Source organism: Amycolatopsis sp. NPDC052450 (assembly GCF_044547565.1).
GTDB lineage: Bacteria > Actinomycetota > Actinomycetes > Mycobacteriales > Pseudonocardiaceae > Amycolatopsis.
In genome coordinates this window covers 13,233-28,874 of sequence record NZ_JBIUAQ010000012.1, presented here as the reverse complement: position 1 = coordinate 28,874, position 15,642 = coordinate 13,233, and the positions used below count along the sequence as shown (strand labels likewise).

At 69.0% G+C, this 15,642-nt stretch carries 16 protein-coding genes; 13 read left to right on the top strand and 3 right to left on the bottom strand.

The genetic code is table 11. The annotated features are described in order from the left end of the window. Positions 1 to 32: 32 nt before the first annotated feature. Both ACIHAO_RS21030 and ACIHAO_RS21025 read left to right on the top strand, forming a co-directional pair. A complete protein-coding gene (locus ACIHAO_RS21030; RefSeq protein WP_396560209.1) occupies positions 33 to 1,793 on the top strand; it encodes a serine/threonine-protein kinase in 1,761 nt (586 codons plus the stop codon). A 287-nt stretch (positions 1,794 to 2,080) separates the two neighbouring features. Next, positions 2,081 to 2,824: an SAM-dependent methyltransferase gene (locus ACIHAO_RS21025; protein WP_396560207.1), complete on the top strand. Its 744-nt coding sequence runs from the start codon at positions 2,081 to 2,083 to the stop codon at positions 2,822 to 2,824. 54 nt (positions 2,825 to 2,878) lie between these two features. Here the strand turns inward: ACIHAO_RS21025 and ACIHAO_RS21020 are convergent, their stop codons facing one another. Further along, positions 2,879 to 3,580, bottom strand: a complete 702-nt coding sequence (locus ACIHAO_RS21020; protein WP_396560205.1) for a MerR family transcriptional regulator — start codon at positions 3,578 to 3,580, stop codon at positions 2,879 to 2,881. A gap of 75 nt (positions 3,581 to 3,655) precedes the next feature. Between ACIHAO_RS21020 and ACIHAO_RS21015 the strand changes: the two genes are divergently transcribed. Genes ACIHAO_RS21015 through ACIHAO_RS21005 form a run of 3 tightly spaced genes read left to right on the top strand, consistent with a single transcriptional unit; the run spans position 3,656 to position 5,836 of the window. Continuing rightward, complete coding sequence (locus tag ACIHAO_RS21015) at positions 3,656 to 4,630, top strand: hypothetical protein (protein ID WP_396560203.1); 975 nt, start codon at positions 3,656 to 3,658, stop codon at positions 4,628 to 4,630. Further along, positions 4,627 to 5,058 carry an ABA4-like family protein gene (locus ACIHAO_RS21010; RefSeq protein ID WP_396560201.1) on the top strand — a complete coding sequence of 144 codons (432 nt, stop codon included), beginning with the start codon at positions 4,627 to 4,629 and terminating at the stop codon, positions 5,056 to 5,058. The genes ACIHAO_RS21015 and ACIHAO_RS21010 overlap by 4 nt, the downstream gene beginning before the upstream one ends. Beyond that, entirely contained in the window at positions 5,051 to 5,836 is a 786-nt protein-coding gene (locus tag ACIHAO_RS21005) for a purine-nucleoside phosphorylase (protein ID WP_396560199.1), read from the top strand. Before ACIHAO_RS21010 ends, ACIHAO_RS21005 begins: the two co-directional genes overlap by 8 nt. Positions 5,837 to 5,908: 72 nt before the next feature. On the opposite strand, the gene ACIHAO_RS21000 is transcribed toward ACIHAO_RS21005, so the two are convergent. Continuing rightward, positions 5,909 to 7,066, bottom strand: coding sequence for a glycosyltransferase (locus ACIHAO_RS21000; protein WP_396560197.1), 1,158 nt, complete (start codon positions 7,064 to 7,066; stop codon positions 5,909 to 5,911). Between the two features lie 29 nt (positions 7,067 to 7,095). Between ACIHAO_RS21000 and ACIHAO_RS20995 the strand changes: the two genes are divergently transcribed. The 8 genes from ACIHAO_RS20995 to hisS all read left to right on the top strand — a co-directional run bounded on the left by ACIHAO_RS20995 (position 7,096) and on the right by hisS (position 14,573). Continuing rightward, the gene (locus ACIHAO_RS20995) at positions 7,096 to 8,733 is read left to right on the top strand and encodes a phospho-sugar mutase (RefSeq protein ID WP_396560195.1); all 1,638 of its coding nucleotides are present in this window, start codon (positions 7,096 to 7,098) and stop codon (positions 8,731 to 8,733) included. A gap of 2 nt (positions 8,734 to 8,735) precedes the next feature. Further along, positions 8,736 to 9,188 carry a flavodoxin family protein gene (locus tag ACIHAO_RS20990; RefSeq protein WP_396560193.1) on the top strand — a complete coding sequence of 151 codons (453 nt, stop codon included), beginning with the start codon at positions 8,736 to 8,738 and terminating at the stop codon, positions 9,186 to 9,188. Between the two features lie 389 nt (positions 9,189 to 9,577). Beyond that, positions 9,578 to 9,970, top strand: coding sequence for a helix-turn-helix domain-containing protein (locus ACIHAO_RS20985; RefSeq protein ID WP_396560191.1), 393 nt, complete (start codon positions 9,578 to 9,580; stop codon positions 9,968 to 9,970). Beyond that, positions 9,967 to 10,488 carry a hypothetical protein gene (locus ACIHAO_RS20980; protein ID WP_126735233.1) on the top strand — a complete coding sequence of 174 codons (522 nt, stop codon included), beginning with the start codon at positions 9,967 to 9,969 and terminating at the stop codon, positions 10,486 to 10,488. The genes ACIHAO_RS20985 and ACIHAO_RS20980 overlap by 4 nt, the downstream gene beginning before the upstream one ends. Then, the gene (locus ACIHAO_RS20975) at positions 10,485 to 11,618 is read left to right on the top strand and encodes an MAB_1171c family putative transporter (RefSeq protein WP_396560546.1); all 1,134 of its coding nucleotides are present in this window, start codon (positions 10,485 to 10,487) and stop codon (positions 11,616 to 11,618) included. The genes ACIHAO_RS20980 and ACIHAO_RS20975 overlap by 4 nt, the downstream gene beginning before the upstream one ends. After that, entirely contained in the window at positions 11,615 to 12,799 is a 1,185-nt protein-coding gene (locus tag ACIHAO_RS20970; protein ID WP_396560188.1) for an amidohydrolase family protein, read from the top strand. The genes ACIHAO_RS20975 and ACIHAO_RS20970 overlap by 4 nt, the downstream gene beginning before the upstream one ends. Positions 12,800 to 12,860: 61 nt before the next feature. Beyond that, positions 12,861 to 13,250, top strand: a complete 390-nt coding sequence (locus ACIHAO_RS20965) for a hypothetical protein (RefSeq protein ID WP_396560186.1) — start codon at positions 12,861 to 12,863, stop codon at positions 13,248 to 13,250. A gap of 36 nt (positions 13,251 to 13,286) precedes the next feature. Beyond that, positions 13,287 to 14,573, top strand: coding sequence for a histidine--tRNA ligase (hisS, locus tag ACIHAO_RS20960; protein WP_396560184.1), 1,287 nt, complete (start codon positions 13,287 to 13,289; stop codon positions 14,571 to 14,573). A gap of 62 nt (positions 14,574 to 14,635) precedes the next feature. Here hisS and ACIHAO_RS20955 read toward each other — a convergent pair whose 3' ends face one another. Beyond that, positions 14,636 to 15,637: an aldo/keto reductase gene (locus tag ACIHAO_RS20955; RefSeq protein WP_396560182.1), complete on the bottom strand. Its 1,002-nt coding sequence runs from the start codon at positions 15,635 to 15,637 to the stop codon at positions 14,636 to 14,638. Between the last annotated feature and the right edge of the window lie 5 nt (positions 15,638 to 15,642).

Below are 15,642 nucleotides of genomic sequence, written 5' to 3'. Positions count from 1 at the left end.
TCCGTCACGCGGGCATACGCCACAATTGGGCCGTGCCGTCCGACACCACCGAGCCCAGCGAGAGTCCCGGCGACGAGAAGCGTGTAGTCGCCGGGCGATATCGGTTGCGCTCGGTCATCGGATCAGGGTCGATGGGCACGGTCTGGTCGGCCTACGACGAATTCCTGCACCGTCCGGTCGCGGTCAAGGAGGTCCGCCTCCCGCCCGGCGTCCCGGCCTCGCAGGCCGACGAACTGCGCGAACGGACCCTGCGCGAGGCCCGCGCGATCGCCGTCCTGAGTCACCCGAACGTGATCATCCTGCACGACGTCGCGCGCGAGAACGACGAACCGTTCGTGGTCATGGAGCTGCTGCCCTCGCGCAGCCTCGCGCACATCCTGCGCGACCACGGGGCGCTGACGGTCGAGCAGGCGGCGGCGATCGGTATCGCGGTGGCGTCGGCGCTCGAAGCCGCGCACGCCGCCGGGATCACCCACCGTGACGTCAAACCGGGGAACGTCCTGGTCGCGGGCGACGGCCGCATCAAGCTCACCGACTTCGGCATCGCGCGCAACGTCTCCGAAGCCACCATGACCCGCACGGGGATGATGCTGGGCTCCCCCGCCTACATCGCGCCCGAGGTCGCCTCCGGCGGCGCCGTCGTTCCCGCCGCCGACCTGTGGGGGCTCGGCGCGACGCTCTTCGCCGCCATCGAGGGCTCGCCGCCCTACGACGCCGACGGCGACCCGCTCGAAACGGTCGGCAAGGTCGTCAACGGGAAGGTCCCGAAGCCCGGCCCCGGTCCGCTGGCCGACGTGATCGGCGCGCTCATGAAGAAGGAGCCGTCGAAGCGGATCACGCTGCGCGAGGTGCGGCGCCGCCTGTACCCGTTGCAGGCCAAGACACTCATCGACCTCTTCCCCGCGGAGCTGTTCCACACGCCCGACGGCAAGAAGACCACCGCGCATCTGGACGCGACCGACACCCAGGTGATCAAGCCGGTCAAGCCGGAGAAGCCGGGCGAAGGCACGAGTTCGGAACTCGCCGCAGATCCTGGTCCGCTGCCGTTCCTGAACCAGCCCGCCGCGGCACCGGCGCCCCCGGCCGAACTCCCGCCGATGCCGACCGTCACCCCGCCGCCGCCTCGCACGCCGGGCCGGTCCCCGGCCGCCACCGTGGTGCTTGCGCTCGCGTCGATCGTGCTCTTCCTGCTGGCCGCGGGCGGCGGGTTCGTACTGGCCAGGACCGCAGGCGGGCAGGACCTGCGGCCGCCGGAGAAGGTGCAGCAGGGCGACACCATCGTCACTCAGCCGCCGCCGAAACTGATCACGCAGCAGGGTGACGCCAGCACGGTGAACGGCCTCAAGGGCGGCCGGTTCAGCATCGGCGTCCCCGAGGGGTGGCAGAAGTTCGTCGCCCCGCACGTCACCAAGGGTGTGCCGAGCACCGTGGTGCAGTACGTCTCGCCCGACGGCCGCCAGGTCATCCGGATCGAGCGGCTGAGCGGTTTCCTGGCCGACAGCCCGCCGCCCGCCTACTTCAGCTGGCTGAAGAGCCAGCACCCGGAGATCGCCCCCATCGGCGGGCCGTCCACCGTCCCCGGCCGGGGTGACGGCAGCCAGCGGTACACCTACCGGACGACCGAGCGCGCCCCCGGCAACAGGGACTCCGTGACCCGCACGACGTACATGGACCTGTTCAGCGGCGGCACGGACCTCTGGATCCTCTCGGTGACCTCGACGATCGAGCAGGAGAACTCCGCGAAGACCGGGATCTTCGAGCCCGTGGCGCTGTCCCTCATCGTCGACGGCTGAACCCCACAAAGTGTCCATTGTGGACAACCGTGGATAAGAGATTGCGGGTGCGCTCCCCCGGTGGCTAGGGTTCGGCCGGCTGCGACAGGGCAGGCCCATCGTCGACGAGGAGGTGTGCAGCACATGCGCACAAGTGCTGAGCCGTCGGACCCGATTTCGACGTTCGCTCCCTCACGACGGAGCCGTATCGCCCCTCGCCATCAGCTCGCCGATCGATACTGACCACGGGATCGCCGAGCCGGAGCGACGGCCACCGCGTGAGCCTTTGCCATCGAAAGGCTTCACCCTTGAACCGTGAACAGATCTCCCGTATCGCCCACACCGATCACCCGATCAAGTCGCCGCTCGACGACGCCTCGGTCGATCGACTCCTCGACCGAGGGCTTCCCCGGGGCGCCGAGCGCGTCCTCGACCTCGGTTGCGGCAGCGCGGAGTGGCTTTTGCGCGCCCTGGCCACGCGGGCGCACCTGCTCGCCGAAGGCGTGGACGTCTCCGAGGACGCCTTGGCACAGGCGCGCCACGCGGCGAACGATCGCGGCGTCGCGGATCGCCTCGTCCTCCACCACCAGGAGGCCGCCGGCTTCGTCTCGGCCCGGCGATTCGACCTGGTGATCAGCGTCGGGGCCACGCACGCTTTCGGCGGCCTGATCCCCACCCTGGCCGCGGCGAGGGAGCATCTCGCCCCGGGCGGCCGTGTCCTGATCGGGGAAGGCTTCTGGGATCGGGCCCCGACCACCGAGGCTGTCGAAATGCTGGGTGAGTTCACCGACCTGGCCACCACGGTGGACCGTGTGGTCGCCGACGGGTGGACGCCGATCCACGGCCATGTCAGCACCCGCCACGAACTGGACGCCTACGAATGGGCGTGCTGGGGGTCGCTGGCCGCGTGGGCACTCGACGGTCCCACCGACCCGGACAGCACGGAAGCGCTCTCGACGGCGAGCGCTCGCCGGACCGAGTGGTTGCGCGTCTACCGGGACACCTGGGGCTTCGTGTCCCTGGTCCTCGGCCGTACGCCCGGCCAAGGCTGAATCGGCACGCGGCCTGCCCGCCCACCGGTCCGGACCCGGACCGGTGGGCGGGGGTCACGGACTCGTTCGACCCAACTCGCCTTCGTCGACCTGCCCGGCGAAGTACGCCTTCGAGGCACGTTGCTGCGCCAGCCTCCGCAACACCGACAGCAGCCTGTCCCCGAGAAGCGTCTCCACGACGGCGATCTCGATGATCCGCTCCAGCGACTCGACCCCGGCGATCGCTTCGAAGTCCAGTTCGGCGGTCCGGTCGGCGATCTCGGCGTAGTCGTCGAGGTGGTCGAGATACCAGCCGTGCCCGACCTCGCGGATCGTGCACAGGACCCCGACCAGGGCCTGGACGACCAGGTCGTCGTCTTTGCAGGGCCAGTCGCGGCGGTCGGTGAGGTCCCGGACCGTCGCGAGCGCCCATTCGCGGGCTTCGTCGTCGGCGACCTGCCGTGGGGGCGTGATGCTCTGCTGGGCGATGCCGAGGATGTGGTGGGGGCTGGCTTCCCCGGCGTCGACCTCGGCGAGCACCTCGCCGACCGTCGCGAGCGAAAGGCCGCCGACGTCCATCAGCGCCCTGATCAGCTTGATCCGCTGGACGTGCCCGTCGTCGTACTTCGCCTGGTTGGGGCTGGTCCGCTCGCCCGGCGGGAGCAGCCCTTCCCGCAGGTAGTACTTGATCGTGGCGACCGGGATCCCGGCTTTTTCGCTCAGTTCGGCCATCCGCACGCGTGCCAGCTCCGATCTCGGGGGCGGTTCCAGGGTCATCCCTGAAGGTTCCTCAGGATGGATAGTCTAGCTTTCCATAACGGAGAGCTTGACTATCCATTTCTGGAGGGACCCGTGACCATCTTGACCGATCTCCGCGAGAGAACCCGCACCTGGCATCGGGGTTCCTATCGCCTGGCCCAGGCCTTCGCCGTGATCACCGTGCTGTGCGTGCTCGCCATGCTGATCGACCAGCGGACGCTGAACGGCGCGCCGCTCTGGGCGAAGCCGTTCAAATTCGCCGTCTCCGCCGTCCTCTACTTCTTCACTTGGAGCTGGCTCATCTCGCTGCTGCCCAAGTTCCGGCGCACCGCGGACTGGCTGGCGAACGCGCTCGTCGTGATCTTCGCGGCCGAGTACGCGCTGGTGATCTTCCAGGCCGTCCGCGTCCGGGCGAGCCACTTCAACAACGCGACCCCGCTGGACAACGCGGTCTTCCAGGTCATGGCCGGGATGATCGCCACGCTGTGGGTGGTCAACCTCGTACTGACGGTCGCCGTGCTGTTCACCCGGCTTCCCGACCGCCCGACGGCGTGGGCGGCCAGGATCGGCGCGGTCCTCGGCATGATCGGGATTTCGCTGGCGACCCTGATGGGCAGTCCCACCCCGGAACAGCAGGCGCTGCTCGACGCGACCGGCCAGTCCGCGATGATCGGCGCGCATACCGTCGGTCTCCCCGACGGCGGTCCCGGCCTGCCGATCCTCGGCTGGAGCACGGTCGGCGGCGATCTGCGGATCCCGCATTTCTTCGGCCTGCACGGACTCCAGGCGGTTCCGCTGGTCGCGCTCGCCCTCGCCGTCCTGGCCGCGCGCTACCCGCGGCTTCGCGACGACGTCCTCCGGCTGCGGCTCGTGGTCATCTCCGGCGTCGGCTACGCGGGCTTTCTCGCGCTTCTGACCTGGCAGGCTCTGCGCGGCCAGTCGATCGTCTCCCCCGATTCCCAGACGCTGGCCGCCTTCGCCCTGCTCGTGGCCGGTGTCGCCTTTAGCGGGCTGATCGCGATCGGGCGGCCGTCGAAGGACCGGGAGCTGGAGGACTCGCTGCGATGAGCGTCGAGACGCTGTTCACCTGGACCTTCCCGCTGGCGACGCCGTTCTGGCTGCTGATGATCTTCCTGCCGGGCTGGTCGTGGACCCGCCGGATCATGTCCTCGCCGTGGACACCGCTGCTGCCGCTGATCCCGTACTTCGTGCTCGCTCTCACGCATCTCGGCGAACTCTGGACGGCGGTCAGCAGGCCGGATCTCGACGTGCTCGGCGCGTTCACCGGCACGCCGTACGGGGCGGCCACGATCTGGGCCCATTTGATCGCCTTCGATCTGTTCATCGCCCGCTGGATGTACCTCGAATCCCGCGTGCTCCGGATCCATCCGCTGGTGACCGGCCCGATCCTGGCGCTCACGATCTTCTTGTCCCCGTTCGGGCTGGTGGCGTTCCTGGTCGTGAGAACCGTCCGGATACGCTCGTCGCATGAGTGAGAACGAGGTCGCGGCGGCCGCCGCCATCGCCGAGCGCACCGGCGTCGAGAAGCACGACATCGCCGTCGTGCTCGGTTCGGGCTGGCGCCCGGCGGCGGACGTCATCGGGGAGCCCGAGGCGGAGATCCCGCTGGGCGAACTGCCCGGATTCGTCGCGCCGGGCGCGGTCGGGCACGGGGGAACCGTCCGGTCGGTCCACGTCGGCGAGAAGCGCGCGCTGATCCTGCTGGGCCGCACGCATTTCTACGAGGGCAAGGGCATCGACCCGGTCGTGCACAACGTGCGCACCGCCGCGGCGGCCGGCGCCAGGACGGTGCTGCTGACCAACGCGGCCGGCGGCCTGCGCGAGGGTTTCCGGGTCGGGCAGCCGGTGCTGATCTCCGACCACCTGAACCTGACCGCGCGTTCGCCGATCGTCGGCGCGAACTTCGTCGACCTGACGGATCTCTACTCGAAGCGGCTGCGCGACATCGCGCGCGAAATCGACTCTTCGCTGGAAGAGGGCGTCTACGCGGGGCTGACCGGACCGCATTTCGAGACGCCGGCGGAGATCCGCATGCTGCGGACGCTCGGCGCCGACCTCGTCGGCATGTCGACGGTGCTGGAGGCCATCGCCGCCCGCGCCGCCGGGGTGGAGGTGTTCGGGCTTTCGCTGGTGACCAACCTGGCGGCCGGGATGACCGGTGAGCCGCTGAACCACGAAGAGGTCCTCGAAGCGGGACGCCAGTCAGCCACTCGTATGGGCACCTTGCTCCGGGAGCTCGTCGCCCGCGCCTGAGAGTGTCATGAAAGGGTCGTTCAGGACATTATTTGTCCTGAACGACCCTTTCATGACATCCGGGGAAGGGTGTCAGCCGGCGAACTCGGGAAGCCGCTGCGCGACCTCCGCGGGCGAAGGCATCGCGGCGACCTCGTCGGCGAGTTTCCGCGCCGCGCCGAGGACCGTTTCGTCGGTGAGCAGCTTCCGCGCCTGCTCGAAAATGACGTCCTCGACGACGTCGGCGCCGATCAGCCGCGTGCCCACCCCGGCCGCGACGACGGCTTCCGCGTTGGTGAACTGATCCGCCCCCTGCGGCAGCACCAGCTGGGGCAGCCCGGCACCGAAGGCACCCAGCGTCGTCCCGCTGCCACCGTGGTGGACCACGAGGTCGACGTGCGGCAGCAGGTCGACCTGCGGCACCCAGACCTCGACCCGGACATTGCCCGGGAGTTCGCCCAGTGCGGCCGGATCCACCGTCGGACCAGCCGCGACGATGACGTCCGCCTCGAGCCGCGACAGACCGCCGATGGCCCGCTTCAACACGTTTTCGTCGCCGAACGCCGTCCCGAGGGTGAGGTAGATCAGCGGACGGCTCTTGTCCCGGCCGACCACACCCGACGGGAGGTCTCCCGGTTCGGCCCAGCCGACGGGGCGCAGCGGGATCCGGTTCGCTCCGGCCAGGAACTCCGGCGATTGCACCGATTCCGGGCAGATGTCGATGACGGGGTCGCCGAAGGACTGCAGGTTCGTGCCTTCGAAACCGACCTCCGCGGTGAATTCCGCGAGGCGGCCGTAAATGACGTCCAGGACTTCATCCGGCGAGAACCGGCCGAAACCGTGCCCGATCGCGGGAATCCCGGCGAGGTGGGCGGCGATGGCGCCCCCGGCGTTGCCGCTTTCGTAAACGACGAGATCGGGCCGGAGCCGCTCCAGCAACGGCGTGAGATCGGCGACGAACCGCCGAGGCAGCACGTTTCCGAACACTTCGCCGATAATGGGATAAAAGGACTCCGGTGGAGCGTCGGAGGCGTTGGGTTTGGGAGCGTCGGGCCCGGCGACCGACTCGAACGCCTCCCGCATCCCGAATCCGGCGCTTTCCACTGCCAGACCGGCCTTTTCGACCACCGTCAGCATGTCGTCACCGGTGGCGAAGACGACTTCGTGCCCGGCGTCGCGAGCGGCGACGGCGAGCGGTAGTAGGGGATAGAGATGACCATGACTCACCAGAGAAGTGAAGATCAATCGCACCCTCTCCAACGTACCCGTAGGCTGACTCGGTGACGACTTCCTTGACCTCGGATCTCCGGGATCGGGCCTTCCGCTGGATCGCCGACGATCCGGACGACGATTCCCGCGTCGAACTGCAGAACATCCTCGCCCGCGCGATGGGTGGCGAAGCAGGCGCGGCGGACGAACTCGCGGACCGGATGGCCGGTCCGCTCGAATTCGGCACGGCCGGGCTGCGCGGCCCGGTGCGCGCGGGCCCCAACGGGATGAACGTCGCGGTCGTCACGCGGACGACGGCCGGGGTCGCGGCCTGGCTGACCACGCAAGGACATCCGGGTGGGGTCGTGGTGGTCGGCCGCGACGCGCGGCACGGTTCGGAGGCCTTCGCCGAGGCCGCGGCCGAGGTGCTGACGGCCGCCGGGTTCGCGGTGAAGGTGCTGCCCGGCCCGCTGCCGACGCCGGTGCTCGCGTTCGCCGTACTGGAACTCGGCGCGGTCGCGGGAATCCAGATCACCGCGTCGCACAATCCCCCCGCTGACAACGGTTACAAGCTTTACGACGCGTCGGGCGGCCAGATCGTGCCGCCGTCGGACGGCCAGATCGAGCGGGCCATCGAAGCCACTCTCCCGGCGATCAGCGTGCCGCGCGAGCCGGGCGCCGAGGTGCTGGGCGACGAACTCCGCGACGCGTACCTCGCGAAGGTCGCGCTTCTGCCGCGTGGACCGGAGCGCGAAGTCAGGGTCGCCGCGACGGCGTTGCACGGCGTCGGCGCGGACACCCTGCGCGCGGCGTTCGAGCGCGCCGGTTTCGGCGATCTCCACGTGGTGGCCGAGCAGGCCACGCCGGATCCCGACTTCCCGACGGTCGCCTTCCCGAATCCGGAGGAACCGGGCGCGACGGACCTTTTGCTGGCGCTGGCGTCCGAAGTGGACGCCGATCTGGCCATCGCGCTCGACCCCGACGCCGACCGCTGCGCGCTGGGCGTGCGCGAGCGGGACGGTTCGTGGCGGATGCTGCGCGGCGACGAAACCGGTGTGCTGCTCGGCTGGCACGTTTTGTCCACTGTGGAGGATCCCGATCCGCTGGTCGCCACGACGATCGTGTCGTCGTCGATGCTCGGCGAGGTCGCGAAGGAATTCGGAGCGCGCTACGCGGAGACGTTGACCGGGTTCAAGTGGCTGGTCCGCGCGGGCGAAGGGCTCGTCTTCGCCTACGAAGAGGCACTCGGCCTCTGCGTGAACCCCGGTTTCGTCCGCGACAAGGACGGCATCTCCGCCGCCGTGTTCGCCGCGGGGCTGGCCGCTTCCCTGCGCGCGGCGGGCCGCGGACCGCTGGACGTCCTCGACGAACTGGCCGTGAAGCACGGAGTGCACGTGACGGACCAGGTCTCGCTGCGGGTCACCGATCTGTCGGTGCGGGAGCGGCTGATGGCCGGTTTGCGCGCCGCTCCCCCGGCGTCGCTGGGCGGCACCGACGTCACGATGGAGGACCTGTTGCCCGAAGCCGACGTCCTCCGCCTGACCGGCGAAGGCCTGCGCGTCGTCATCAGGCCGTCCGGAACGGAGCCGAAACTGAAGGCGTATCTCCAGGTGAAGGAGCCGGTTTCCGGCGATCTCGCCGAGGCGCACACCGCGGCGGACGCGCGACTGGCCGCGCTCCGGGCCGACATCGAGTCCCGGCTGGCCTGACCATGCCGAGGTTGCTGATCGTCCACCACACGCCGTCGCCCTCGACGCAGGCGATGTTCGAGGCCGTGCTCTCCGGCGCGAACCATCCGGACATCGAGGGCGTCGACGTCGTCCGCCGCGCGGCGTTGGGCGCGACCGTGCCCGACGTCCTCGATGCGGACGGCTACCTGCTCGGCACCCCGGCGAATCTCGGTTACATGTCCGGCGCGTTGAAGCATTTCTTCGACACCGTCTATTACCCGTGCCTGGATTCCACGCGGGGGCGGCCGTTCGGCTTCTTCGTGCACGGCAACAACGACACCGCGGGCACCGTGCGCGGAATCGAGAGCATCACCACCGGCCTCGGCTGGGAGAGCGCGGCGTCTCCAGTGCTCGTCACCGGAGAACCGGGCAAAGCGGATTTGGAAGCCTGTTTCGAACTGGGCGGCACCCTGGCCGCCACCCTCATGCCCTGAGCCACGCAATTCGTCACCTACTTGCGACAGCGTTCGGCGCAAGCAGGTGACGAATTGCCCTGGAAAAGTAAGGGGCCTGTCACCGGAAGCCCTGGGGGTCGACCTCCGGCAACAGGCCTAGACCAAGGGTTCGCCGTGATGGCGATCAACCTTGGCTGCCTCAGCGTACTACATCCGGCACGATCTTGTGCACCCGCCCGGAAAAACGCCTCTCACTCCGGTGTCCGTGCACCCCCAGGGCACGGATTCCGGAGCAAGAGGCCGGGACACGGTACGAAACCGCTTGACAACTGTAAACCACTGCATACATAGGCTGTCAACAGCTGCGGACAGGTCGAATCGCGTTACACTCCCACTACGGAACGGGACCTTGGAACGAATGGGGGGTCATGTCGCCGTACCACACCTTCGCCCAGAAACTGAGCGCGCTGATCGATTCGGCCCGCGCGAACGAAGGCGCCCCGCACAGCTATCGCGAGCTGTCCGCGGCGATCGATCGCGCCGGCGGGCCCACCATGTCGCCCGCGTACCTCCAGCAGCTCGCCACGGGCAAACGCGTCAATCCGAAGATCCACTATGTCGAGGCGCTGGCGAAACTGTTCGGCGTCCCGATCACCTATTTCTTCGAAGACCAGGAAGCCCAACCCGTCGGAGAGGCGAAGCTCATGGCCATGCGCGCGCAGGAGCTTTCCCCGCAAGGCCGTCGTCAGGTCATGGACCTGCTGGAACTCGTCGAACGGTACGAACGCGCCGAACGCGACCAGCCGGGCGAAAGCCGATGAAGGAACGGGAACTCCGCAAACGCTGCCGCAAGATGCTGAACAAGCTCGACATCGAACCACCGCTCGACGTCGGCGTGCTCTGCGAGCGGCTCGGCGAGCAGCGGGGCAGGCCGATCCGGCTGATGCCGTATCCGCTGGAGGTGCCGGGCCCCTTCGGCTGCTGGATCGCCACCGGTTCGGCGGATTACATCTTCTTCCAGCAGGAGACCACGAAGTCCCATCAGGACCACATCATCCTGCACGAACTCGGGCATATGCTCGCCGATCACCATCCCGGCGGCGACGCCGAACCCGCCGATTTCCTGCGCGGCCCGGCCACCGGCTTGGACGGCGACGCGGTACACCGGGCTTTACGCCGCACCTCCTACGATGAGGCGCACGAATGGGAAGCCGAGACCGTGGCGACCATCATCCTCGAATGGGCGTCGGTCTTGAACTACACGATTCCCCGTCGCGCCGACGACGATGACGTCCGCCGTGTCCAAGGCGCGCTGGGCGACCATCAAGGGTGGCTGTGAACTCGCTGTTCTCCCCTCTCAACGTCGTGGCGATGGTGCTGTTCGCGACCGCGCTCGCCTGGCGGATCTACCAGACGTACCGGGCGCCCCGGCTGCTGCCGAACTGGGCGATCACGATCACGATCGTCTGCGTCGCCGGTTCCTTCCTCGCCCAGCAGAAGGTGATCTCCGGCTGGCTGGACGGGCTGACCGGCAAAGGCACCGGACGCCTGGTCAACAACATCCTGCTCGCCATCGGGGTCTGCGCGCTGTTGATCGTGTTCCTCGGTTCCGCGCTGGGGCCACGCAGGCCGGGGCGGGTGCTGTTCGAGCTGATCCCGCTGTCCGGCGCGATCGCGCTGATGCTGGTCGCGATGGCCGTCACGCCACCGGAGGTGCGAGGACTCGCGCTGAGCCCGAAGCTCGTGCACGTGCCCGGGGTGGCGTTGTTCTACCTGGGCGCCGGGATCTACCTGATCTACGGCCTCGCCGCCTGCGCCTGGTGGATCTTCCGGTACATCCGCACCGCGGACCGCCATCTGAAGACCGGGCTGAAACTCAGCGCCGCCGGGCTGATCTGCCTTTCGGTGGGCAGTGTCTTCCGCGCGCTGTACATCGTGATCGCGTGGGCGTTCGGGCCGTCGGTCCCGCTGCTGCTCGCCGTCGCCGTCCCGCTGGTGCTCCTCGGGATCGTGCTCTTCCTCGCCGGGATCACCTATCCCGGCGTCCGCGCCCGGTTCGCCGCGCTGCGCCGCCGCCGCCAGCACCGGCGCCACCACGACGAGCTCACGCCGTTGTGGACCGCGCTGGCCGGGATCTACCCGAACATCGTGCTGCGGACCACGCCTCAGGGACGGTGGGAGCGGTGGCGTCCGCGCACCGTCCATCGCCGGTACTACCGCCGTGTGATCGAGATCCGGGACGGGCTCGTCCAGCTGAGTCCCTATCTGGAAACCGATCTGACCGCGCTCGCCGCCGACGATCCCCGCGCGGCCGCGGAAGCGCTGAAGTCGGCGATCGCCAGGCAGACCGCGGGCGAGGAGACCGACGGGCGGGCGAAACTCGTGCTGCCCGGTGGCGCCGCGGACATCGAATCCGACGTGCGGCCGCTGCTCGCCCTCTCCGCCGCCGTCTCCGGGAGCGAAGCATGACAGCGCAGTTGCTGGTGACGGCGAGCCGGATCCTGCCTCGGCCGAGCACGCCGCTCGAAGACGGCGCCGTGCTCGTCGAGGGCGACCGGATCCTCGCGGCGGGTCTTCGTGCCGAAGTCGCCCCGCGGGCGGCACCGGACGCCGAACGGCTCGACTTCCCGGGCGCGACCTTGCTGCCCGGGCTGTTCAACGCCCACGTGCACCTGGCGTTCGACGCCACCCGCGAGATGCTGCCGAACTTCCTGGCGAGCGAAGACGAAGCGCTGCGCGCGGGCGCCAAAGACCGCTTGGGGCAGCTGCTGCGCAGCGGCGTCACGACGGTGCGGGACCTCGGGGATCGCGACGCGCTGGGCGCGCGGGTCCGTGCGGAGCTGGCGGCTGAAAGGATCGCCGCTCCCCGTCTGCTGACCGCGGGATCGCCGTTGACCGTCCTCAATGGACACTGCCACTTCTTCGGCGGCGAGGTCGCGGATGACGCGGCGATCCGGGCCATGATCGACGCCAACGCGTCCGCCGGCGCGGACGTGATCAAGGTGATGGCCAGCGGCGGCCAGATCACCGAGGGCGGCGCGGACATGTGGGAGTCGCAGTTCGACGTCCGGGCGCTGCGCGTGATCGTCGAGCACGCGGCGCGCCACGGGCTTCCGGTCGCGGCACACGCCCACGGCGCCGACGCGATCGAGGCATCGGTCGAGGCGGGCGTCCGCACGATCGAGCACTGCACCTGGATGACCGGGCCGCAGCGGCAGGATCGGCGCGAGAACGTGGCCAAGCGGATGGCGGCCGAGGGCATCGCGGCGTGTTCGACGAGCAGCCGCAACTGGCGGATGCTGGCCGAGCGCATGGGCGAGGAGCTCGCGAAGACCGTCTACGGCCGGCTGTCCTGGCTGGAGGGGCTGGGCGTCCCGCTCCTGGCGGGGACGGACGCCGGGCTGCCCGGTTCGGTCTTCGACGACCCCGTCGGCGCTCTCGAACTCTATGAATGGCTGGGTTTCGGACGGCGCCGGATCCTCGAGATCGCGACTGAGGACAGTGCCGTCGGCATCGGCCTCGGCGACGTGACCGGGCGGCTCGCTCCGGGCCTGAGCGCCGACGTCCTGGTGGTCGACGGCGATCCGCTCGCCGATCTTTCCGCACTCCGGAACGTTCGCCTTGTCCTTGCGCGCGGCGCGCGGGCCTGACTCCCGGAAGTGGGACGACAACTTTGGTGACAGCGTTTTAAAACAGTGTTATCGTTTACTCATGGAAGACCCGATCAGACTGTTCACCGTCATCGCGCTCGTTTCACTGCCGACCATGATGTACGGCGGCTACGCGCTGATGGGCGTCCTGCGCGACAAGAAACTGACCGAACACCAGCGCGGGATGTTCCGCGCCGGGCACGCGCACGCCGGTGTCCTGCTGGTTCTCGCGCTGGTCGCGTTGCAGATTCTCGCGCAGACCGAGCTCCCGTCCGCCGCGTTGTGGATCGTGTGCTTCCTGCTGCTGTTCGGCGTGCTCGCCCAGTCCGGCGGCTTCTTCCTCCACCTGGCACCGGGCAAGGGCAAGCTCGGCGGCCGGGTCACCAGCGCCGGGGCGGTGCTGCTCGGGGCGGCGATCCTGACCACCGCGTACGGCGTGGCCTTCCCCTGACAAAAGCGGTGGAAACGGCTCGTTAAGCTTGTTGACGTGCCTGAATACCTGCCGACAGCCCCCGCCAAGGGGACCCGCGACTTCCTGCCCGCCGAGATGTCCGTCCGGACGCAGGTGTTCGGTCATCTCTACGACGTGCTCGAACTGCGGGGCTTCCTCCGCTACGACGGGCCGATCCTCGAACCCGCCGAGATCTACGAGCGGAAGTCCGGGCAGGAGATCGCGGACCAGCAGCTGTACACGCTGACCACCAAGGGCGGCGAGCGGCTGGCGCTGCGCCCGGAGATGACGCCGTCGGTCGCCAGGATGATCGCGGGCAACGCGAAGTCGCTGCAGTTCCCGGTGCGCTGGTACAGCCACCCGAACTGCCACCGCTACGAGCGGCCGCAGCGTGGCCGGGTCCGCGAGCACTGGCAGATCAACGCGGACATCTTCGGTTCGGACAGCGCGAACTGCGAGATCGAGATCTTCGAGCTCGTCCACGACATGATGGGCGCGCTCGGGGCGACCCCGGACATGTTCCAGGTGCGGGCCAACGACCGGAACCTGCTCTCGTCCGCGCTCACCGACATCGTCGGCGTGACGGCGGAGCAGCTTCCGCAGGTGTTCACCCTGGTGGACCGCTGGGAGAAGTCGGACCGCACGAAGCTGAGCGACACCGCGGCCGAGATCGGGCTGACCGACAAGCAGTTCGAGAAGCTGACCGAGATCCTGTCGTCCGGCGCGGCTCTGCTCGACGAGCTGCCGGAACAGGTCAAGGAGAACTCGAACCTGGTCAAGGTGCTGAACAGCGGTGCCGCGGACCTGATCACGTTCGACCCGATGATCGTGCGCGGGCTCGCGTACTACACGTCGACCGTGTTCGAGGTCTTCGACACCTCGCCGGAGAACCGTCGCGCTCTCTTCGGCGGCGGCCGGTACAGCGACCTGGCTTCGTTGTTCACGTCGCAGCAGATCCCCGGGATCGGCTTCGGCATGGGTGACGTCACGCTGATCGACTTCCTGGACACCCACGGCCTCACCCCGAAGCCGCGCAGCGAGGTCGATGTCGTGGTGATCCCGGTGGTCGAAGAGCTCACGGACGCTTCGCGCGAGGTCGCGGGACGGCTGCGGAAGGCCGGTCTGCGCACGTCCACGCCCGTCGAACTCCGCAAGCTGGGCAAGGAACTCACCCGGGCCGACAAGGCCGGGGCGCGGGCCGTGGTGATCGTCGGCCAGGAGGACTGGGACGCCGGGAACGTGACCGTGCGCGGTCTCGCGACGCGCGAGCAGCAGACCGTCGCCGTCGACGACGTCGTCTCGGCGGTCACGTCTTTGGTCTGACAACGCTCTGTTCTGACAACGCAAGCCGGCGCCCCTTTGACGGGGCGCCGGCTTTGTCGTGTTCAGCGTGACAGCAGGCGCATGGCCGCTTCGGGGTAACGCTCCCCCGCGACCGCGTCGGCCGGGACCGCCTCCTCGATCGCCGCAACGTCTTCGGCGGTCAGCTTCAGACCGACGGACGCCACGTTCTCCTCGAGGTACTTGCGCCGCTTGGTGCCCGGGATCGGTACGACGTCCTCGCCCTGGGCCTGCACCCAGGCCAGCGCGAGCTGCCCGGCGGTGACACCCTTCCGCTCGGCAAGCGCGCGCAGCGCCTCGACCATCGCCAGATTCCGCTCCAGGTTGCCTTCGGCGAAGCGTGGCTGCGTCGTCTGCCGGAAGTCACCGTCCGCGAAGTCCTCTTTGGACTTGAAGCGGCCGGTGAGGAAACCGCGGCCCAGCGGGGAATACGGCACCAGCCCGATGCCGAGCTCACGGCAGACCGGGACCATCTCGTTCTCGATGTCGCGCGACCACAGCGACCACTCGGTCTGCACGGCCGTCACCGGATGCACGGCGTGCGCCCGCCGGATCGTCTCCGGACCGGCCTCGGACAGCCCGATGTGCCGGATCTTGCCCTGCTCGACCAGCGACGAAAGCGCGCCCGCGGTCTCCTCGATCGGCACTTCCGGGTCGACGCGGTGCTGGTAGTAGAGGTCGATGTGATCGACGTCCAGCCGGCGCAGCGACGCCTCGACCTGTTGGCGCACATAGAATTCGTCGCCGCGGATCCCGCGCTTCGAGGGATCCGCCTCGTCACGCACGATGCCGAACTTGGTCGCCAGCACGACCTGGTCCCGCTTGCCTGCCAGCGCGCGGCCGACCAGTTCCTCGTTGCGGCCGAAGCCGTACATGTCGGCGGTGTCGATGAGGGTGACGCCCAGTTCGATCGCGCGGTGGATCGTCGCGATCGACTCGGCGTCGTCACCTTGGCCGTAGAACTCGCTCATGCCCATGCAGCCGAGCCCCTGCGCGCCGACTTCCAGCGTGCCGAGCCTGCGGGTGGGCAGGGTGGAACCCGTCATGATTT